General features: G+C 64.2%; 15 protein-coding genes and 2 pseudogenes. 2 read left to right on the top strand and 15 right to left on the bottom strand.

Annotated elements, in window-relative coordinates:
• Positions 1-12 precede the first annotated feature (12 nt).
• Positions 13-576 (bottom strand): DUF6013 family protein, encoded by a 564-nt coding sequence (locus tag ABIE53_RS10220; RefSeq protein WP_006048900.1) that lies wholly within the window; start codon positions 574-576, stop codon positions 13-15.
• 396 nt (positions 577-972) lie between these two features.
• Entirely contained in the window at positions 973-1,989 is a 1,017-nt protein-coding gene (locus ABIE53_RS10215) for a zinc-binding alcohol dehydrogenase family protein (RefSeq protein WP_029968319.1), read from the bottom strand.
• Positions 1,990-2,149: 160 nt separating this feature from the next.
• On the opposite strand from ABIE53_RS10215, the gene ABIE53_RS10210 reads away from it, so the two are divergent.
• A complete protein-coding gene (locus ABIE53_RS10210; RefSeq protein ID WP_192698878.1) occupies positions 2,150-3,115 on the top strand; it encodes a LysR family transcriptional regulator in 966 nt (321 codons plus the stop codon).
• Positions 3,116-3,134: 19 nt separating this feature from the next.
• Here the strand turns inward: ABIE53_RS10210 and ABIE53_RS10205 are convergent, their stop codons facing one another.
• The 4 genes from ABIE53_RS10205 to ABIE53_RS10190 all read right to left on the bottom strand — a co-directional run bounded on the left by ABIE53_RS10205 (position 3,135) and on the right by ABIE53_RS10190 (position 8,939).
• A complete protein-coding gene (locus ABIE53_RS10205; RefSeq protein WP_029968318.1) occupies positions 3,135-3,437 on the bottom strand; it encodes a hypothetical protein in 303 nt (100 codons plus the stop codon).
• 271 nt (positions 3,438-3,708) lie between these two features.
• The gene (gene ligD, locus ABIE53_RS10200; RefSeq protein ID WP_192698879.1) at positions 3,709-6,531 is read right to left on the bottom strand and encodes a DNA ligase D; all 2,823 of its coding nucleotides are present in this window, start codon (positions 6,529-6,531) and stop codon (positions 3,709-3,711) included.
• 9 nt (positions 6,532-6,540) lie between these two features.
• Positions 6,541-7,548, bottom strand: coding sequence for a non-homologous end joining protein Ku (gene ku, locus ABIE53_RS10195; RefSeq protein WP_114156077.1), 1,008 nt, complete (start codon positions 7,546-7,548; stop codon positions 6,541-6,543).
• A gap of 161 nt (positions 7,549-7,709) precedes the next feature.
• Positions 7,710-8,939, bottom strand: a complete 1,230-nt coding sequence (locus ABIE53_RS10190) for a cytochrome P450 (RefSeq protein ID WP_114156076.1) — start codon at positions 8,937-8,939, stop codon at positions 7,710-7,712.
• A gap of 427 nt (positions 8,940-9,366) precedes the next feature.
• On the opposite strand from ABIE53_RS10190, the gene serB reads away from it, so the two are divergent.
• Positions 9,367-10,212 carry a phosphoserine phosphatase SerB gene (serB, locus tag ABIE53_RS10185; protein WP_114156075.1) on the top strand — a complete coding sequence of 282 codons (846 nt, stop codon included), beginning with the start codon at positions 9,367-9,369 and terminating at the stop codon, positions 10,210-10,212.
• 283 nt (positions 10,213-10,495) lie between these two features.
• Here serB and ABIE53_RS10180 read toward each other — a convergent pair whose 3' ends face one another.
• The 9 genes and pseudogenes from ABIE53_RS10180 to ABIE53_RS10140 all read right to left on the bottom strand — a co-directional run bounded on the left by ABIE53_RS10180 (position 10,496) and on the right by ABIE53_RS10140 (position 19,920).
• Entirely contained in the window at positions 10,496-10,957 is a 462-nt protein-coding gene (locus ABIE53_RS10180; RefSeq protein WP_029968309.1) for a hypothetical protein, read from the bottom strand.
• A gap of 205 nt (positions 10,958-11,162) precedes the next feature.
• Positions 11,163-12,349: pseudogene (locus tag ABIE53_RS10175) on the bottom strand (cystathionine beta-lyase).
• A 126-nt stretch (positions 12,350-12,475) separates the two neighbouring features.
• Entirely contained in the window at positions 12,476-13,108 is a 633-nt protein-coding gene (locus ABIE53_RS10170; RefSeq protein WP_114156074.1) for a hypothetical protein, read from the bottom strand.
• A gap of 59 nt (positions 13,109-13,167) precedes the next feature.
• Positions 13,168-14,352, bottom strand: coding sequence for a beta-ketothiolase BktB (gene bktB / locus ABIE53_RS10165; RefSeq protein ID WP_006048888.1), 1,185 nt, complete (start codon positions 14,350-14,352; stop codon positions 13,168-13,170).
• Positions 14,353-14,429: 77 nt separating this feature from the next.
• Positions 14,430-15,367 (bottom strand): annotated as a pseudogene (locus ABIE53_RS10160) (sugar kinase).
• 3 nt (positions 15,368-15,370) lie between these two features.
• On the bottom strand, positions 15,371-16,762 hold the full coding sequence (gene rimO / locus ABIE53_RS10155) for a 30S ribosomal protein S12 methylthiotransferase RimO (protein ID WP_114156073.1): 1,392 nt from the start codon (positions 16,760-16,762) through the stop codon (positions 15,371-15,373).
• Between the two features lie 286 nt (positions 16,763-17,048).
• Positions 17,049-17,660 (bottom strand): polyhydroxyalkanoate synthesis repressor PhaR, encoded by a 612-nt coding sequence (gene phaR, locus ABIE53_RS10150; RefSeq protein WP_006048885.1) that lies wholly within the window; start codon positions 17,658-17,660, stop codon positions 17,049-17,051.
• Between the two features lie 127 nt (positions 17,661-17,787).
• Positions 17,788-18,528, bottom strand: a complete 741-nt coding sequence (locus ABIE53_RS10145; RefSeq protein WP_006048884.1) for a 3-ketoacyl-ACP reductase — start codon at positions 18,526-18,528, stop codon at positions 17,788-17,790.
• A 210-nt stretch (positions 18,529-18,738) separates the two neighbouring features.
• Entirely contained in the window at positions 18,739-19,920 is a 1,182-nt protein-coding gene (locus ABIE53_RS10140; protein WP_006048883.1) for an acetyl-CoA C-acetyltransferase, read from the bottom strand.
• Between the last annotated feature and the right edge of the window lie 49 nt (positions 19,921-19,969).

The raw sequence follows: 19,969 nt of genomic DNA, 5'->3' as shown, positions 1-19,969 counted from the left end.
CGGGCCAACGCTTCACCGCCTGGCGCTGATCGCGACAACCGTGCCGTCGCTGAGCGTCAGGGATTTGGTGCTGCCGTTCACGGGCATCGTGAAACGCAGGACCTGGCTCATGCTGACATCGTTCGGACACTTGAGCGATTTGCCGCCGGCCGTGACCGTCTTCATGCCGTCCGGCTTGTGCGCCTGGAAGCTCAGTTGCACGGTCGCCGTGCCGTCTTCGCCGACGACCGGCGCGAGCCGAATCTGCGTCTGGCGGATCATTGCGCCGTTCGCGTCGAGCGGCAGCGACGCGTAGTTCGGGCACGCATCGGTGGCAGGCACCGCCCCGCCGGGCGGCACCGTTTTCCACGTGAAATCATCCGACTGGCCGGAGCGGATCGTGCGGGTTTCCTGCGAGTTGCCGAACTGTTTCGACGTGACGCGCACCGTGTAGCGAATCGGACCGTCGAGCGCGGATTGCGACGTCACCGTGATCGGCGTCGCCGCATGAGCGGCCGGCGCGAGCATGCCGCAAGAAAGCGCGCATGCGAGAGAAGCGACAACTGGAACGGCGGAGAGTTTGAAGCTGGAGCTCATACTGTCACCTCGTTGTTGTGCCGTTGCATGCCCGCCAGAGCGCGGCCCTCCCGCATGGTCCCAGGTACGGTCCAGATACAGCGTGCGGGAGCCGGCAACGGACGCGAGACACGCAACCGTCTTAGCATGATGCATTACCAGTCTACCGCCAAGCGATGCCGCGCGTGCTCGCGCGGCATCGGGTGTTACCCCGCTTGCGCTGACGCGTTTTATCGGGGGCCGCTTGTCGAAGTTGCGTCAACAGCCGCACGTCGCAAGCCGCTCATGAAAAGCCGCGTGAGAAGCTGCTTATCGAAGCCGCGTCAGCAGCCACTCGTCACAAACCGCTGAGCGAAAGCCGCGTTAAAAGCCCCTCGTCACGAGCGGCTCGTCTAAAGCCGCGTCACAACGCACGCATCAAAACCCGCTCAGCACCAGCTTCCCGATCGCGCGCCCTTCCTCCAGCAGACGATGCGCGCGACGCAGATTGGCCGCGTTGATCGCGCCCAGGTGCTGGCCGACCGTCGTGCGCAACGTTCCGGCATCGACGAGACGCGCCACCTCCGTCAGCAGCTTGTGCTGTTCGATCATGTCGGGCGTGCCGAACATCGAGCGCGTGAACATGAACTCCCAGTGAAACGCGGCGCTCTTCGCCTTCAGCAGTTCGACCGGCACCGGCTTGCTGTTCTCGACGATCGTGCAAATGCCGCCTTGCGGCTTGACGAGCTCTGCCGCGGCGGGGAAATTCGCGTCGGTGTCGTTGAAGAGCAGCACGTAGTCGACCTGATCGATGCCGAGCTTTTTCAGTTGCGCCGGCATGTCGCCGAAGTGATCGACGATATGATCCGCGCCCAGCTCGCTCGCCCATTTCGCCGACTCCGGGCGCGACGCCGTCGCAATCACCTTGAGCTTGCCGAGCTGCTTGGCCAATTGGATGCCGATCGATCCGACGCCGCCCGCGCCGCCGAAAATCAGCACCGTGCGGCCTTCGTGCGCGCCCTGCGGCGAGACGCCGAGGCGATCGAACAACGCTTCCCACGCGGTGATCGCGGTCAACGGCAACGCGGCGGCGTGCGTGAAATCGAGCGATGCCGGCTTGCGTCCGACAATCCGCTCATCGACGAGATGAAACTCGCTGTTCGCGCCCGGCCGCGTGATGCTGCCCGCATAGAAGACCGGGTCGCCGACCTTGAAAAGCGTCGCCTCCGGGCCGACCGCGACCACGGTGCCGGCGGCGTCCCAGCCGAGCACGCGCGGCTCCTTCTCGACGGTGTCCTTCGGCGCGCGCACTTTCGTATCCACGGGATTGACGGAGATGGCTTCGACTTTCACCAGCAGGTCGCGTCCGGTGGCTTGCGGTTGCGCAATCTCGACGTCGATCAACGCTTCTTCGTGGTCGATGGGCAGATAGCGGTAGAGGCCGACGGCTTTCATACAGGCTCCTTGTTTTGTTCAGGTCAGAGTTGAAGGACGAGGACCGGCGGTGTGCGCGTGTGACGAGTACAACCGTCGATCCGTGGACGTGATCGTAAGGCGCCTCTTACTGCGACAAAAGCGGCATAATCGCTGAAACATCTTTTTGATTTTCCGAAGAATGGACCTTGCTGCTGCTCCACAATCGCGTGATGCGCGCCCCGCTGCCGGCGAGCGCGAGCGCCTCGATCTGCTCGACGTCGCCCTGTTCGTACGGGCTGCGCTGCTCGCCAACGTGTCGGCGGCCGGACGCGAGTTCGGGTTGTCGGCGGCGGTCGCGAGTTCGCGCATCGCGCAACTGGAAAAGCTGCTCGGCGCGCGGCTGCTGCATCGGACCACGCGCCGCATCAGTCTCACGCAGGACGGCGAAGTGTTCATGACGCGCGCCGAAGCGCTGCTCGACGCGGCGGCGGCCGCGCGCGCGTCGGTGGGACGCGGCCAGGTGGAGCCGCAAGGCCGCTTGCGCGTGTCGATGCCGTCGTCGTTCGGACGGCAGCACGTGTCGCCTGTCATCAGCGAATTCCTGCGCCGTTATCCGGGCGTGAGCGTCGATCTGCGGCTGACCGATCAGGTGATCGATCTCGTCGATGCCGGTATCGACGTCGCGATCCGGATTGGCGCACTCAAGGATTCGTCGCTGGTGGCGCGCCGGCTCGCGGTCAACCGGCGCGTGTTGTGCGCGGCGCCGTCCTACCTCGAAGAGCGCGGCACGCCGCATCATCCGTCGGATCTCGCGCAGCACGAATGCATCATTCTGTCGGACCAGCGGGACTGGGCCTTCCACACGCCGGCCGGACGGCTCGATGTGCGCGTGAGCGGGCGCATCGTCAGCGACAACGGCGAAGTGATCCGCGATGCGCTGCTCGCCGGCTTCGGCATCGCGCTGAAATCCACTTGGGACGTCGCGTCGCTTTTGCGGAGCGGCGAACTGGTCAGCGTGCTCGAAAATTATCCGCTCGCCGAGCAGGTGGCGATCTGGGCTGTGTATCCGAGCCGCGCATTCGTACCGCCGAAGACAGTTGCGTTCATCGACTTTCTCGCCGCTCATTTCGGCGATCCGCCCTATTGGGACGTCGAGCCGGACTAGCTAGCGTCGCTCGCGCGAATCAGCGTTTGCCGGTGCCCGCGCCGGGCGATCTGTCGTCCGAATTGGTGTCGGCGTGCGCGTCGTTCTGCGTCTTTTCCTGATATTCGCCGCCACCGCGGCGGTCCGTGTCCTGCAGACCGCGTTCGACGTCCTGATGTGCCTGCTTGCCGACGCGCCGCGGATCTTCGTCGTTCTGCGATTCGGCATTCTGGTCGTTCTCATGCGGCAGCGGCGCGGCAGCTTCCTCCAGCGACTGAGGATTCTTCGGTGCGTGCGGATCGGCTTGCTTGTCGCCGTCGGACGATTGCGGTGTGCTCTTCATAATGGGCTCCTTTTTTGCGTTTGAGGTGCCTGAAGGAATGCGGCAGAGGCGATATGTCACGATGTGCTATGTGTGCGAAGGCGCGTTTGACGTGGTGAGGACGTGCCGCCGTATGTGCCAAGTACGCCGCATATGGCATGTACGCCACGTATGGACATACGCCGCCAACGTCACGCACGCGATTTCCGCCACATACATCACAACGTGACATATGCCACATAGGCTACATAGGCCAAATACTCCACGCCCAGCGAGCCGCAGCCACCCTCAGCTACGCGCCGCTCAGACGCTTCCTCATCGCCGCCGTAATGCGTTGCCGCGTCTTTGCATAATCGGCCCACGGGTCTCCCTTCAGTTCGTCGAGGCGCTCGTGCAGGTTCTCGATATTCCACTGATCGCCGCCCGTCGTTTGCGCAACTTCGTCCCAAGCAAGCGGAACCGAAACGCCGAGGCCGGGACGCGCCCGCACCGAAAACGCGGCGACGGTACTCGAGCCGCGGTTATTGCGCAGATAGTCGACGAAAATCTTCTGCTTGCGATTCTGCGCGCCCATCTTCGCGCTGAAGTACTTGGGCAGCGTGCTCGCCATGTGTTGCGCGACGGCCTGCGAGAACTCCTTCACCTCGTCCCACCCCGCGTGTTTCGAGAGCGGCACGACCACGTGCAGACCTTTGCCGCCGCTCGTCTTGCAGAACGACGTGAGGCCGAGTTCCTCGAGCAGCGAGCGCGTCAACATCGCGGCCTCGATCATCCGGTCCCAGCCGAGCGACGGGTCCGGGTCGAGATCGAACACCACGCGGTCCGGCTTTTCGATGTTCGACGCCACGCCGTTCCATGTGTGAAATTCGATCGTGCCCATTTGCGCGGCGCCGACGAGCGCCTTCGCGCTATCGACGGTGATCAGCGGAGGATGACCCGGATCGAGCCCGGGATGCTGCGTGATGTTTGGAATCGACAGCTTCTGCGTGTGCTTCTGAAAAAACAGCTCGCCGCCGATGTCCTCCGGCGCGCGCACGAGCGACACCGGCCGGTCGACGAGATGCGGCAGCATCCATTGCGCGACGGATTCGTAGTACTGCACGAGGTCGATCTTGCGCGCGCCGGTGCTCTTGTCGATGACGCGGTCGGGATGCGAGATGCGGACGCCGGCGACTTCGGCGGGCGAGGATTTTTTGGCTCGCGGTGCGGTGGGTTCGGCTGAGTTTTGGGTGGCGGATTTGGTGGCTACTTTGCTCGCGGTTTTCGTGGCCACTTTGCTGGCGGATTTGGCGGCGGTTTTGTTGGCCTCGCCGCGCGCCGCACGCTTTTTCGGCGCAACCTCGGCCTCGATATCGGTTTGCTGTTGCACGTCGTCCCCCTTGCGTGGTGCTTCCTTGACGATCTGGCGCGCCGGCTTGTCCTTGCGCAGACTCACGAACGACGCCTGACGCACGATGCCGTCGCTCGTCCATTCGGCGAAATTGCATTCCGCGACGAGCACCGGCTCGACCCAATGCACAGGCGTGCGGCTGCGCTCGCGCGGTGTGCTCGCGAACGGCATGCGCTTCGTTTCGTGCGCGTCGAGTTCCTTCTTCACCGAGCGCAACAACGCGGCGTCGAAACCGGTGCCCACGCGCCCCGCGTACTGCAGTTTGCCCTTGCTGTCGTGCACGCCGAGCAGCAGCGCACCGAACGCCGCGCGGCTGCCCGACGGTTCCGAATAGCCGCCGATCACGAACTCCTGCCGCCGACGGCACTTCAGCTTGATCCACGTGGCAGAGCGGCCGGACACATAGCCGCTGTCGCGCCGCTTGCCGATGATGCCCTCGAGCGCCATGTCGCACGCGCTTTTCAGCAGATCGTCGGCGCTGAACTCGAAGTCGTTCGAAAAACGCAGCACGCTGTCGTCGACGGGCTCCAGCAGCGCGCGCAGAATCGCGCGGCGCTGTTGCAGCGGCACGCCGCGCAAGTCGTAACCGTTGAGAAACGGCACGTCGAACAGATAGACGACGATGTCTTGCGGACGGTTCGAATCGAACGCGTTTTGCAGCGCCTGGAAACTCGGCACGCCGTTTTCGTCGAGCACCACGGCTTCGCCGTCGAGCCACGCGCTGTCGAGGCCCAGTTGCGCGAACGCCTTCACCTGCTTGCTGAATTTCGCGGTCCAGTCGTTGCCCGCGCGCGTGAAGACCTGCACGCCGCGGGTTTTCTCGCTTGCGTCGATGCGGGCCAGCACGCGATAGCCGTCGAACTTGATTTCGTATGTCCAGTCGTCGCCGGGCGGCGTCGCGTCGACGAGCGTCGCCAGTTGAGGCTTCAGCGAGGCAGGCAGTTTGGCCTTCACCGCGCCTTCTATCGCGGGCGATGCGGCGAGTTCGCGCAGCGACTCGCTGCTGCGCGTCGCGACGATGTCGGGGCGCTTCGGATCGCCGCGCACCGAGGCGGTTCTGGTTTTGCCGGCGCTCTGCTTGATGGCCTGCTTATCGCTCTGCTTGCCGGCTTTTGCCTTCCCCGCAGGCGTCCCCGCGCCGCTCAGCACGCTGCCGGGCCGTTCGGCCAGAATGTCGTATTCGCTTTCGTCGCGCGCCTCGTCGTCGCGTTCCTTGATGAGGAGCCACTGTTCCTTGTCCGCGTCGCCGCGCATGTGGCTGCGCACGAGCGTCCAGTCGCCGTGCAGCTTGTCGCCGTGCAGATGGAACTTGAGCTTGCCTGCGCGATACGCACGCGCCGCTTCGGCCGGGCCGCCGACAGGTTCCCATGTGCCGCGGTCCCATACGATGACCGTGCCCGCGCCGTAATTGCCCGGCGGAATCTCGCCTTCGAATGTCCCGTATTCGACCGGATGGTCTTCGACATGCACGGCGAGGCGCTTCACCGACGGATCGAGGCTCGGCCCTTTCGGCACGGCCCACGACAGCAGCGCGCCGTTCAGTTCGAGCCGGAAGTCATAGTGCAGACGCCGTGCGTGGTGTTCCTGGATCACGTAGGACAGGCCCTGTTCGACTGTCGGCCTGGTGGCGCCGCGGCTGCCGCGCTTTTTCGCGGCGGTGCCCGCGGGCTCCGGCGTTTCGTCGAAGCGGCGCTTGCGGTTATAGAGGTCGAGTCTGTCGTTCATGGAGTGTCGTCATGCCGCCGCGCGGCGTTTGCGCGAAGCCGTCGTCGACTTCGCCGCGGCGCGGCCGGTCTTGCTGCCGCTCGTGCTGGCGCGAGACGTGCGCGTCGAGCGTGACTTTTTAGGCGCTGCCGTCGAGCCGCTGTCTTCTTCCGCCTCCGAGTTTTCGTCGGCGGCTTCATCGTCCGCGGCACGCTTGCGCGAGCCCGACGCGGGCTTGCTCTTACCGCGTCCCAGGCTACGTTTGAGCAGATCGGACAAATCGAGAATATCCGCCGATTGACGCGATTCGCGCGGCGCTTCGATGTCGGTGATTTCCTCGGTCTTGCCCTCGCGGACCTTGCGCTCGACGAGCGCCATGATGTCGTCGCGGAACGTGTCGTGATATTTCGACGGGTCCCACGTGTCGCTCATGTCGTCGATCAGTTTCTGCGCCATGTCGAGCTCGCGCGCGCTCACGCCGGCGGCCTTGGCACCTTCGGCGGGCAACTTGAATTCGTCGAAATCGCGGACCTCGTCCGCCCAGCGCAGTGTGTTCAGAGCGAGCACGGGGCCGACTGGAATCAGCGCCGCGAGATGCTGCTTGTTGTGCAGCACGACGCTTGCGACGCCGACCTTGCCCGACGATTTCATCGCCTCGCGCAGCAGCGCATAGACCTTTTCGCCTTTGCGGTCGGGCGTCAGGAAGTAAGGCGTGTCGAGATAGAGAAAGGAGATGTCCGGGGCGTCGACGAACGCGAGAATATCCACCGTCTGCGTCGACTCGGGATTGGCCGCGCGGATTTCCTCGTCGCTCAGGACGACGTACTTGTCCTTCTCGTACTCGAAGCCGCGCACGATGTTATCGCGCGTCACGTCCTTGCCGGTGCGCTTGTTGATCTGCTTGTAGCCGACCGGATCGATCGTGCGCTTGTCGAGCAGATTGAAGCCGACCTTTTCCGATTTCGTGGCCGGATATAACTGCACCGGTACGTGGACAAGGCCGAAGCTGATCGCGCCTTTCCAGATCATGTGTGCCATCGTGCGCTCCCCTGGGTCTGGAATCTAGGAGAAGCAGCAAGCATGCCACGGCGCTCTGCCGACGCACGGCGCGGGCGCGCCGTCATCAGCGCGCGCCGTGCTGTAACTCTTGCATGATGGCGGCAAGAACTACGGAGTCCCGCGTATTGCCGCCTCGCCTTCTATCGACACAACAGCGGTACTTCCGCGAAGCCGCGAAAACGCACGCGTCCGCCGCGCGTCGGCTCGCCATCGAGCTGATACGACGGAAAACGTCGAACGAAACGTCCGATGGCGATCCGTGCCTCGAGCCGTGCCAGCGAAAGCCCCGCGCATTGATGGATGCCGAAGCCAAAAGCAAGGTGCCGGTTCGGCTCGCGGCGGATATCGAAGCGGTCGGGCTCGGCGAACTGCTCGGGATCGCGATTCGCCGCGCCGATGCACAGCGTGACCGGCGTGCCGCGCGCGACCGGCAGGCCGCCGATTTCGGTATCGACAGTGGTCATGCGGTTGCCGAGCTGGTTCGAGCTCTCGAAGCGCAGGCATTCCTCGATAGCCGATTCGATCAACGACGGTTCGGCGAGCAAGGCCGCGCGTTGGTCCGGCCATTCGGTCAGCGTGACTAGCCCGTTGCCGATCAGATTCGTGGTAGTTTCGTGGCCTGCATTCAGTATGAAGATGCAGTTTTGCAGCAGTTCTTCTTCCGACAATTGCTCGCCGCCGGCCTCGCCCTGAATCAGCCGCGTCAGCACATCGTGCTGCGGATCGCCCGGCTCGCGTCGGCGCCGCGCGACCAGGCCGCGCAGATAATCGACGAATTCGCTGACGGCACGGTTGCCGCGCTCGAATTGCGCGTCGGTGAGCGACGGTTCGAGCGCGCCGAGAATCGCGAGCGACCAGTCGCGCAACGGGGCGCGTTCGGCATGCGGCACGTCGAGCAGATTGCCGATGATCTCCACCGGAATCGCCGACGCGAAGTCGCCGATCAGGTCGATGCGTCCGCGCTCGGCAGCGGCGTCCAGCAAGCCGTCGACGAGTTGGACCAGACCCGGCTCCATCGCCGCGATTGCTCGCGCGGTCAACGCGCCGGCGATCAGCTTGCGCACGCGCGTATGGCGCGGCGGATCGTTGAATACGAGACTCGTGGTGTGATGCGTGTAGAGCGGCGAGTCGCCGTACTTCGGACGGAATTCGACGGTCTTGTCCGAACTGAAGGTTTTCGGGTCGCGGTACACCGCCTGCACGTCGCGAAAGCGCGTGAGAAAGAGCGAGCCGTCCGGCATGCGCTTGACGGGTTCGTGAGCGCGCAGCGCGTGGTAGACCGGGTATGGGTCCGCATAGAACTCGGGGCTCAGGTGGCGCAGATCGAAGTTGCGCGCGAGGGTGGCTGCGTCGGCGGTCGCCGTGGACATGCGTTGTCTCCTTGTTGTGTGTTTCTGTGCTCGTGTGTTTCTGTGCTCGTGTGTTGCGGGGCGTGTTTTGGTCGGGCGCTCGCTGCGTTTTGCGTTTTGCGTGTGCTTTGCCTGTACGTTGGCTGTGCGTTGCCACTGCTTCGCGGCGCTTCAGTGCAATGAAGTCCGTTTGAACTTCACGCCAAAATCTCGCGGCGGCTTCTGCATGCAATGGCAGTGAGCAGTGAGCGTGGTTTGATGCGTCAGTATGAACCGGGCGGACGCGGATTGCACTTGAGCCAACGCCCTGTTTGCGTTTCACGCGCGCAGAGGCGCTCGACGGCGGCAGCAAAGCACTAGGACGGCCCCCTAGCCCCCGAGCCGTTACAATAGCGGCATTTTCCGCGCGCCTCGCGCGCTCGCCCTTTCCCGCGTCAATGCGTCGTTCATGAACCTCGTCATCCAAAGCCCCGCGCCCCTTTCCGCCGATCACCACAAGACGCTCGTCGCGCTCGCACGCGGCTCGCACGCGACCGTCATCGATGCGACCGCGATTCGCATTGCCGACGCCGACGTCGCGCAGCGCCCCGACCTCGACGTCTATTGCGGCACGCATCGGCTGGACTACGCGTTTATCGAAAGCGGCCGCCGCTTGCGCGACTTCGGGCTCGTGGCGATGGACATGGATTCGACGCTGATCACGATCGAATGTATCGATGAGATCGCCGATTTCTGCGGCCTGAAAGCGGAAGTGGCGGCGATCACCGAGGCCTCGATGCGCGGCGAAATCAAGGACTTCAACGAAAGCCTGACGCGCCGCGTGGCGCTTCTGAAGGGCCTCGACGCGAGCGCGCTCGAACGCGTGTACGAAGAACGCCTGCAACTCTCGCCAGGCGCCGAGCGGATGCTGGCAGGCGCAAAAGAAGCCGGGCTGAAAACGCTGCTGGTCTCGGGCGGTTTCAACTTCTTCACCGAGAAGCTGAAGGCGCGGCTTGGACTCGACTTCACGCGCGCCAATACGCTCGAGATCGTCGACGGCAAGCTGACCGGCAAAGTGCTCGGCGAAATCGTCAATGCCGATGTCAAAGCGCGCACGCTGCGCGAGACCTGTGCGCAACTGAACATCGAGCCGTCGCGCGCGATTGCAATGGGCGACGGTTCCAACGACCTGAAGATGATGGCGGAAGCCGGACTTTCGGTCGCGTTCCGTGCGAAGCCGGTAGTACGCGAAGCGGCCAGCGTGGCGTTCAACTACGTGGGGCTCGACGGGTTGTTGCGGTTGTTTGAAGCGTGATGCAGTTCGACGGACCGGCGCGATAGCTCGACGCGACGGTGCGATGATGTGATGGCCAGGTGAAACGGCTGCATGATCGTCAACCAATGCTGCGCCTGACGGCGCAACCAGGCGACGTTATTTTCTCGGAAGCCCGAGAAGAAATAATAAAGCCGTGCTGATCCCGTCGACGACGATGAAGATGGTGGACCACTTCACAAGACGCGTGCGATTTTGTTCCGATGCCAGAAAACTTACGACCTTATTCATAGTGCCTCCTTGAGTGGTCAGTATAACGGCCCGACTATCCCATAAATGACATGATGCAGATATGTAGGATTGCCAATAGTAGGGCGGCCGCACACGTGGATGCGATCGAGCAGCCGATTGCCGTTCGGGAGAACGTCCGCGCCGCCGGACGCGCAGTATCGGAGTTAGAGGCTGCAGCCGGCCGGGCGTACCGTGTACTCAGAAGACACGTCATCACCACAATAGAACACGCAAACGCGAGCAGGCAAAAAGCCACAATCCCCGACTCCAGAATCGGCGCAGCAGCGCTGCCTTGTTCCAACGCCGTCACCAGTTCATACACTCCGGCAGCGCACAGACCGATCGCACACCAGAACAGTTGTCCGTCCTTGATCGAGTCGGCGATCAATTCTTTCGCCACCGTCCAGCCATGTGCCGGCGCGACGAGCGCCAGCGTGAAGACAGGGCCGACGATCGGCACGCCGAGGTTCAGCAACATCCAGAAGAATAGGTTCATCGAAGCTCGCGGTCGTGCTCGGCAGTGAAATCGGATACGCACGATCGTAGCGTTTGCGCACTGCCGCGGCTATTCAGCCAAACGGCTAGTTCGTGAGGCAAAGCATAAGAAAAAAGCCCACTGAAAACCGAAGTCCAGTGGGCTTGTGTCGCTGCAACATTGCGTCGTCGCGGCGCGGAAAATTCACATCAGGTTTGCCTAAACTTCACGCGAGCGCCGCGAGACATTGCTCGATGTCGGCGCGCAGATCCGCTTCCTCCTCGAGGCCGATATAGAACCGGACCAGCGTGCCGCGATGCGGCCATTGCGCCTCGGTCCGCATCGACGCGATGTCGTACGGCATCACGAGGCTATGCGCCCCGCCCCAGCTCCAGCCGATGGCAAAGAGCTCCAGCGACTCGCAGAACGTGTCGATTTGCGCCGCACTATAGCGGGCGTCGAACACGACGGAAAACAGTCCGCCCGCGCCCGTGAAGTCGCGTTCGTAAAATTCATGGCCTGGACAGTCGGCGATGGCGGGATGCAGCACCGCGGCAATTTCCGGCCGCGTCTTCAGCCACTGCGCGAGCGCGAGCGCCGAGCGGTCGTGCTGCTGAAAGCGCACCTGCATGGTCGGCAGGCTGCGCAGAATCAGCGAGCAGTCATCCGACGATACGCCGAGCCCCATGCGCATGCGCGCCGACTTCAGCTTCAGATGCAACTCGCGATCGACGGTAATGGTCGCGCCCATCAGCACGTCGCCGCCGCCCGATTGGTACTTGGTCAGCGCCTGCACCGAAATGTCCACGCCGTGATCGAACGGCCGGAAAGCGAGGCCGGCGGACCACGTGTTGTCGATCGCCGTGACGACGTTGCGCGCGCGGGCCGCGGCCGTGATCGCGGGCACGTCGGACACTTCCATCGTCACCGAGCCGGGCGCCTCGAGCCAAATGAGCCGCGTGTTCGGCTGGATCAGGTCGGCGATTCCCGCGCCGATCATCGGATCGTAGTAGCGCGCCGTCACGCCGAAATCGCGCGCGAGCCAGTCGGCGTGATCGCGATTCGGCGAGTAGACGTTATCGGGAATCAGCACGTCGTCGCCCGACTTCACAAGCCCGAAGTACACGTTCGAAATCGACGACAAAAGCCGGACGGCTGCAACAGCGCGTGATTGCCGCCCTCGATGGCGGCAAGGCGCTGCGCGAGCGCTAACGACGTGGGCGTCGCATGCAGGCCGTAGCGCCACTGCGCGTCGTTTTTCCAGTCGAGCGCGCGCATCGTCGCGAGATCGGGAAATACGACCGTCGACGCGCGCGTCACCGGCACGGAGAAAGACTCGAAGCCCGGCGTGAGTTGGTCTTCGGCTTGCACGATGCGGGTTTGCAAAGCCCGCTTGAGTTTTGATTGGGTCATGGCGAATTCGATGAAAAAGACAATGCGACGAGCGGACAATGCCGCGCCGTTCACGCAAGAGTAGACGAGTCGGCGGATTTTCGCCGCGGCGGGCGCAAGGGCCGCGAGGCTCGCGCCGTGGCGCGATTACTCGCCGGTTTGGAGATTGCTGACGCCGCCCACCGGGTGGCCCGCGCCGGTTGCGGGTGCGGATTGAGCCGGCAACGAAGGTGCGGTTGCAGCAGGCGCAGTCACATTACCCGGCTTACCCGCGGCCGGCACCGCTTGCCCCGCCGCCAGCGGCTTCAGATCGAACGGCTGCGGGTCGGAATCGTCGACGTTCATCCGCTCGCCGGCCAGCGAACCGTCGGCGGCAAACTTGCCGACCCAGTTCCCTGTGATGTGCGTGCCGTCGTTCGACTCCTCGACTTCGAGCGTGTCGCCGTCACGGTCCCCCGCGATCAGGATCACTTCGCCGGTATCCGCGAACTGATATTCGCCGTGGACGCCCGCCGGATCGTCGGCTTTCGGGCCTAGGCGCAGCACGATTGGCCGCGAGCCGAGCGTGCCGCTGTAGCGCGGCAATTTCGCGAATTCGGGGCTCGGCTTGAGCGGCAACTGGATCGGCGGCGGCGCGGCGAGTTCCTTGACTGCGTCGCTTTGCGCGCAGGCCGCGCCCGGAAACCAGGCCACCGCGCTCACCGAGAGCAATGCGGCAACACTCGTCACGGCCCAGCCGCGCCGGCGTACCGCGCCTTCCACCGATTTCACTTCCCGCATCCGTCGATCCTCATTGCTTGATACAGCTTGTGCGCCGTTCGCGACACCGTTCGTAAAATTCAGATCCGCTCGAAGACCGCCGCGATGCCCTGCCCGCCGCCGATGCACATCGTCACGAGCGCGTAGCGCCCGCCGATGCGCTGCAGTTCGTACAGCGCCTTCACGGTGATTAGCGCGCCGGTCGCGCCGATCGGATGACCGAGCGAAATGCCCGAGCCGTTCGGGTTGACCTTGGCCGGATCGAAGCCCAGTTCCTTGCTGACCGCACAGGCTTGCGCGGCGAACGCCTCGTTGGCCTCGATCACGTCGAGATCGGCGACCGTCAGGCCGGCGCGCTCGAGCGCCTTGCGCGTCGCCGGCACCGGACCGATGCCCATATACGCCGGATCGACACCCGCATGCGCGTACGACACGAGCCGCGCCAACGGCTTGATGCCGCGCTGCTCGGCGACGCCGCGCTCCATCAGCACGACGGCCGCGGCCGCGTCGTTGATGCCCGACGCATTGCCCGCCGTCACCGTGCCGTTTTCCTTCGCGAACACGGGCTTGAGCTTCGAAAAGTCTTCCGCCGATGCGTTCATGCGCGCGTGTTCGTCGGTGTCGAACACGACATCGCCTTTCTTCGACGCCAACGTGATCGGCAGGATCTGTTCCTTGAAGTAGCCGTTCGTGATCGCGTGCGCCGCGCGGCGATGCGATTCTAGTGCGAGCGCGTCTTGCGCTTCGCGCGAAATTTCGTATTTGCGCGCGACGTTTTCCGCGGTCACGCCCATATGGATCGACTGGAACGGATCGTTCAGCGCGCCGACCATCATGTCGACGAGCCGCGCGTCGCCCATGCGCTGACCGAAGCGCGCGGCGGGCATCGAGTAAGGCGCGCGGCTCATGTTCTCCGCGCCGCCGCCGATCGCGATGTCGGCGTCGCCGAGCAGCACGCTCTGCGCGGCCGAGACGATGGCCTGCAAGCCCGAGCCGCACAGCCGGTTGACGGTGAGCGCGGGCGTGTGCTGCGCGACGCCGCCGTTGATCGCGGCCACGCGCGCGAGGTACATGTCTTTCGGTTCGGTATGCACGACATTGCCGAACACGACGTGCCCGACTTCGTCGCCGGACACGTTGGCGCGCAGCAGCGCCTCGCGCACGACGCGCGCGCCGAGTTCGGTCGGCGCAATATCCTTCAGACTGCCGCCGAAACCGCCGATTGCCGTACGCACACCGCTCACCACCACTACGTCCCGTTGCATCGTTCGCTCCTCTTTCAGTCTCTGCCGATAGTTTTGCTGCGGCGTGACCAGCATCGCCACGCGCGCCTTTACGACGCTCAGCCCGCCAGAATCTCTTCGACCGCCGCGCGCGAAGGAATCGGCGCGACCGCGCCATAGCCTTGCGTGGACAGCGCCGCCGCAACGTTCGCATAACGCGCGGCTTCGAATGGATCGTCGCCCTCAACGAGGCGCGCGATAAACGCGCCGCCGAAGCAATCGCCCGCGCCGGTTGCATCGACCGCATTGACGACGTGGCCCGGCACGACGCGCCGTTCATCCGGCGTCGCGATATACGAGCCGTCCTTGCCGAGCTTCAGCGCCACCACTCGCGGACCGTGCGACAGCAGAAAGTCGACGATCTCGTCGCGGCCCGTCAAACCGGTAAGCTCCGTGACGTCGTCCCAGCTCGGCAGGCAGATGTCGGTTTGCCGGATCGCTTCGAGCATCACGGCGCGCGCGCGGTTCAGTGGCCACAGCTTGAGGCGTAGATTGGTGTCGAAGCTCACGCGCACGCCGTTGGCGCGAGCATGCGCGATCGCTTCGAGCGCCGCGTCGCATGCGGACAGGCTGATCGCGAGACTGATGCCCGACAGATGGATGACCTTGGCCGCGGCAATCGCGTCGAGCGGCAGGTCATGCGGCGCATAGCGGCTCGCCGCCGAGCCCGCTCGCAGATAGTCGAACGCCCGTGGCCGTCCGGACCGTGCGACACGAAATACACGCCGGTCGACGCCTGCGGATCGACGCGCACCTGCGCCGTGTCCACGTTCTCGCGTTCCCACAGGTCGATCAGCAGCCGACCGAAATGATCGGCGCCGACCGCGGACACGAAGCCCGTCCGCGCACCTTGCCGCGCTGCCGCGATGCAGAAGTTCGACGTATCGCCGCCGAAGCCTTGCAGATACTTCGGCTCGCCTTTCGCCGACTGGTTGAACTCGATCATCGCCTCGCCAAGCGCGAGAATGTCCGGGTTAGCGGGCGTGTTCACCGTCATCGTTCAGACCTCGCCCCACAGGTCGTGACCGTCCGCGCCGGTGATTTTCACCGACACGAAGTCGCCGACCTTATAACGCTTCGACGCCTTCGCGGCCGGCGCGATATACACGACGCCGTCGATCTCCGGCGCATCCGCGGCCGTGCGGCCAATGCCGCCGTCGGCGTTGATTTCGTCGACGAGCACTTTCAGCGTCTTGCCGACCTTCTTCGCGATCCGTTTGGCCGACACTTGTTCGGCCACTTCCATGAAGCGCGCGCGACGCTCTTCGCGGACTTCGTCCGGCAACGCGCCGTCGAGCTCGTTCGCCGTTGCGCCTTCGACCGGCGAATACGCGAAGCAGCCCACGCGATCCAGTTCGGCTTCGCGGATGAAGTCGAGCAGCGCCTGAAACTGCTCCTCGGTCTCGCCGGGAAAGCCCGCGATAAACGTGCTGCGGATCGTGAGGTCCGGACACATCTCGCGCCACGCCTTCACGCGCTCCATCACCTTCTCGGCGTTGGCCGGGCGCTTCATGCGCTTGAGCACTTCGGGATGCGCGTGCTGGAACGGCACGTCGAGATACGGCAGCACGTGGCCCTTGTACGGACCCGTTGCCATCATCGGAATGACTTCGTCGACGCTCGGGTACGGATACACGTAATGCAGGCGCACCCACGCGCCGTATTGCGCGGCCAGTTCGCCGAGCGCGCCGACGAGATCGGTCATGCGCGTCTTGATCGGCTTGCCGTTCCAGAACCCGGTGCGATATTTGACGTCGACGCCGTAGGCGCTCGTGTCCTGCGAAATGACGAGCAGTTCCTTCACGCCGGACTTGAACAGATTCTCGGCTTCCAGCATCACTTCCGCGACCGGACGCGACACGAGGTCGCCGCGCATCGACGGAATGATGCAGAAGGTGCAGCGATGATTGCAGCCTTCGGAAATCTTGAGGTACGCGTAATGGCGCGGCGTGAGCTTGACGCCCGCGGGCGGCACGAGATCGACAAACGGATCGTGCGGCTTCGGCAGATGCATGTGAACATGCTGCATCACTTCGCCGACAGCATGCGGGCCGGTCACGGCCAGCACTTTCGGATGCACTTCTTCGATGAGGCCCGAGCCGCTCGCGCTCTTCTTCGCGCCGAGGCAGCCGGTCACGATCACCTTGCCGTTTTCGTTGAGCGCCTCGCCGATGGCGTCGAGGCTTTCCTGCACCGCTTCGTCGATGAAACCGCAGGTATTGACGACCACGAGGTCCGCGCCGTCATAGGTGCCCGAAATCTCGTAGCCTTCGGCGCGCAGCTGCGTGATGATCTGCTCGGAATCGACTAAAGCTTTTGGACAGCCGAGGCTAACGAACCCTACCTTCGGACTGGAAGGCGTCGGCGAGGCGGAAGAAGTGGTTTGCGACATAGGTGAATCCGGCGGATAGCGGTGACGTGGCGACAATGGGGATCGGGGATGGTGCGGCAAGCGGTGTGGCAAGGACAGGCGGCTCAGAAACCCATGTCCCCGACTGCTGAAGATTCAGCGCCCCGCGCACGCAACCCGCTATTGTACCGCGCGCATTGGGCACACGTTGGGGCACACGTTGGGGCACACGTCGGGGCACGCGTTCGGACCCGCACCCGCACCTGAGCCGCTCGCCTACCCGCCGTCCGCCGTCCGCAACGAGCGCGAACGCCGACACAACCCTACGTCACTTCTTCTCCGGCTCCGGATTCGCCTGCGGAGTGGCGGTAGCAGACGGTGCCGCGGAGTTTGCGCCGCCCGGCGTGAACGGGAACGTCGCGAACATCGACTTCGCCTGGTTCTGCATCTGCTCCTGCATCTGCACGAACATGTTCTTCGACTGCTCGATGTAGCTGGTCATCATGCCTTGCATCATCGGCGCCTGCATGTTCATGAATTGCGACCAGACCTCCGGGTTCATCGCCTTGCCTTCGTACAGGTTCTTCGACTGGTCGGCGAGCTTTGCCTGAATGTCGATGAACGCCTGGATGTTCTTCTCCAGATACGTGCCCATCATGCCCTGCATCGCATGGCCGTAGAAACGGATGATCTGCGACAGCATCGACGACGAGAACATCGGCAGCCCGCCGCTCTCCTCTTCGAGAATGATTTGCAGCAGGATCGCGCGCGTCAGGTCCTCGTTGCTCTTCGCATCGATAACCTTGAAATCCTCCTGGTCCAGCACGAGCTGCTTGACGTCCGTCAGCGTGATGTACGTGCTTGTCTCGGTATCGTAAAGCCGCCGATTCGGATATTTCTTGATCAGTCGTTCGGCTGCTTTCTTTGTAGTAGTAGTCATGTAACGCCTTTGAGCGCAAGTAAAGCGCGGACGGCGTGCCGGCTGCGCAATCGGGCCGTTGCGCAACGGGACGCCGCCGGAACCATCCGAGCGGGGCGCGCTGCCTCGTGAGCGGCGCGCCGCTTGCTCAGCCCATATGCAAACCGCCGTTCAGCGAGAAATCGGCACCCGTGGAAAAACCCGATTCTTCGGACGCGAGCCACGCGACGATCGAGCCGATCTCATCCGGCCGGCCGAGGCGGCGCACCGGAATCGTCGCAACGATCTTTTCGAGCACGTCGGGGCGGATCGCCTTGACCATGTCCGTGCCGATGTAGCCAGGCGACACGGTGTTGACCGTCACGCCCTTGGTGGCCACTTCCTGCGCGAGCGACATCGTGAAGCCGTGAATGCCGGCCTTCGCGGTCGAGTAGTTGGTCTGGCCGAACTGCCCTTTCTGCCCGTTCACCGACGAAATATTGATGATGCGCCCAAAGCCGCGCTCCACCATCCCGTCGATCACCTGCTTGGTGACGTTGAAGAGACTGGTCAGGTTGGTGTCGATCACCGCGGTCCAGTCTTCGTGCGTCATCTTGCGGAACACGACGTCGCGCGTGATGCCCGCGTTGTTCACCAGCACGTCGATCTCGCCGACTTCGGCCTTGACCTTGTCGAACGCGGCCTTGGTCGATTCCCAGTCGCCGACGTTGCCTTCGGATGCGACGAAGTCGAAGCCGAGCGCCTTCTGCTCTTCGAGCCATTTCACGCGGCGCGGCGAATTCGGGCCGCAGCCCGCGACGACCCTGTAGCCTTCCTTGTGCAGGCGCTGGCAAATGCTCGTGCCGATGCCGCCCATTCCGCCCGTTACATACGCAATTCGCTGTGTCATAACCTAGACTCCGTTGTCGTTCTTGAGGCGCCGGCCGGCTGCCCCAGCCGGCTACCTCTACCCTCGCCTGATGCTTTGTCCACACTGCCGCCGGGCGACCGGCCGGCGAGGCCGCTCTCGGGCGTCACACGAGCGCGCGCCGGATTCGCAAAGCGGCGCGCGTCAACACCGTGCACGGCGCCTGATGCGCGGTCGGCGTGCGGATCGTCGTCAAACGCGCTCGAGCGCCAGCGCGACGCCCATGCCGCCGCCGATGCACAGCGAAGCCAGGCCCTTCTTCGCATCGCGCTTCTGCATTTCGTGCAGCAGCGTGACGAGAATCCGGCAGCCGGACGCGCCGATCGGATGGCCGATCGCGATCGCGCCGCCGTTCACGTTGATCTTCGACGTGTCCCAGCCCATCTGCTTGTGCACGGCGAGCGCCTGCGCGGCGAAGGCTTCGTTGATCTCCATCAGATCGAGATCGTTCACGCTCCAGCCCGCGCGCTCCAGACAGCGCTTCGACGCCGGCACCGGACCCATGCCCATGATCTTCGGATCCACGCCCGCGTTCGCGTACGCCTTGATGCGCGCAAGCGGCGTGAGACCGAGCGCTTCGGCCTTTTTCGCGGACATGACGACCACAGCCGCCGCGCCGTCGTTCAGACCCGACGCGTTAGCCGCCGTGACCGTGCCTTCCTTCGAGAACGCCGGCTTCAGACCTGCCAGCGACTCGGCCGTCACGCCGTGACGCACGAACTCGTCGGTGGCGAAACGCACCGGGTCGCCCTTGCGCTGCGGAATCTCGACCGGCACGATTTCGTCGTCGAAACGGCCCGACTTCTGCGCGGCTTCCGCCTTGTTCTGCGACAGCGCCGCGAACGCGTCCTGCTGTTCGCGCGTGATGTCGAATTCCTTCGCGACGTTTTCCGCCGTCACGCCCATGTGATACTGGTTGTACACGTCCCACAGACCGTCGACGATCATCGTGTCCACGAGCTTGGCGTCGCCCATGCGGAAGCCGTCGCGCGAGCCCGGCAGCACGTGCGGCGCCGCGCTCATGTTTTCCTGACCACCGGCGATCACGATGTCCGCGTCGCCCGCGATGATCGCGTTGGCCGCGAGCATCACCGCTTTGAGGCCCGAACCGCAGACCTTGTTGATCGTCATGCCGGGCACCGCGGCGGGCAGACCCGCCTTGATCAACGACTGGCGCGCCGGATTCTGTCCCGAGCCCGCCGTCAGCACCTGGCCCAGAATGACTTCGCTCACCTGCTCGGGCTTCAGGCCCGCACGTTCCAGCACCGCGCGAATCACGGTCGCGCCGAGTTCGGGCGCGGCGATCTTCGCCAGCGACCCGCCGAATTTGCCCACTGCCGTACGCGCGGCCGATACGATCACAACATCAGTCATTTCCATATCCTCCGGGCTTCGCGGCCAATCTGGCCGTGGCCCGTCAAGT

The organism is Paraburkholderia sp. OAS925 (assembly GCF_040543975.1).
Classification (GTDB): domain Bacteria; phylum Pseudomonadota; class Gammaproteobacteria; order Burkholderiales; family Burkholderiaceae; genus Paraburkholderia; species Paraburkholderia graminis.
This window is presented reverse-complemented; position numbering and strand designations above follow the sequence as displayed.

Bases quoted from the DNA above. Each gene is read 5' to 3' on its own strand.
- ABIE53_RS10220 (WP_006048900.1), bottom strand. From the start codon at position 576: ATGAGCTCCAGCTTCAAACTCTCCGCCGTTCCAGTTGTCGCTTCTCTC.
- ABIE53_RS10215 (WP_029968319.1), bottom strand. From the start codon at position 1,989: ATGAAAGCCGTCGGCCTCTACCGCTATCTGCCCATCGACCACGAAGAA.
- ABIE53_RS10210 (WP_192698878.1), top strand. From the start codon at position 2,150: ATGGACCTTGCTGCTGCTCCACAATCGCGTGATGCGCGCCCCGCTGCC.
- ABIE53_RS10205 (WP_029968318.1), bottom strand. From the start codon at position 3,437: ATGAAGAGCACACCGCAATCGTCCGACGGCGACAAGCAAGCCGATCCG.
- ligD (WP_192698879.1), bottom strand. From the start codon at position 6,531: ATGAACGACAGACTCGACCTCTATAACCGCAAGCGCCGCTTCGACGAA.
- ku (WP_114156077.1), bottom strand. From the start codon at position 7,548: ATGGCACACATGATCTGGAAAGGCGCGATCAGCTTCGGCCTTGTCCAC.
- ABIE53_RS10190 (WP_114156076.1), bottom strand. From the start codon at position 8,939: ATGTCCACGGCGACCGCCGACGCAGCCACCCTCGCGCGCAACTTCGAT.
- serB (WP_114156075.1), top strand. From the start codon at position 9,367: ATGAACCTCGTCATCCAAAGCCCCGCGCCCCTTTCCGCCGATCACCAC.
- ABIE53_RS10180 (WP_029968309.1), bottom strand. From the start codon at position 10,957: ATGAACCTATTCTTCTGGATGTTGCTGAACCTCGGCGTGCCGATCGTC.
- ABIE53_RS10170 (WP_114156074.1), bottom strand. From the start codon at position 13,108: ATGCGGGAAGTGAAATCGGTGGAAGGCGCGGTACGCCGGCGCGGCTGG.
- bktB (WP_006048888.1), bottom strand. From the start codon at position 14,352: ATGCAACGGGACGTAGTGGTGGTGAGCGGTGTGCGTACGGCAATCGGC.
- rimO (WP_114156073.1), bottom strand. From the start codon at position 16,762: ATGTCGCAAACCACTTCTTCCGCCTCGCCGACGCCTTCCAGTCCGAAG.
- phaR (WP_006048885.1), bottom strand. From the start codon at position 17,660: ATGACTACTACTACAAAGAAAGCAGCCGAACGACTGATCAAGAAATAT.
- ABIE53_RS10145 (WP_006048884.1), bottom strand. From the start codon at position 18,528: ATGACACAGCGAATTGCGTATGTAACGGGCGGAATGGGCGGCATCGGC.
- ABIE53_RS10140 (WP_006048883.1), bottom strand. From the start codon at position 19,920: ATGACTGATGTTGTGATCGTATCGGCCGCGCGTACGGCAGTGGGCAAA.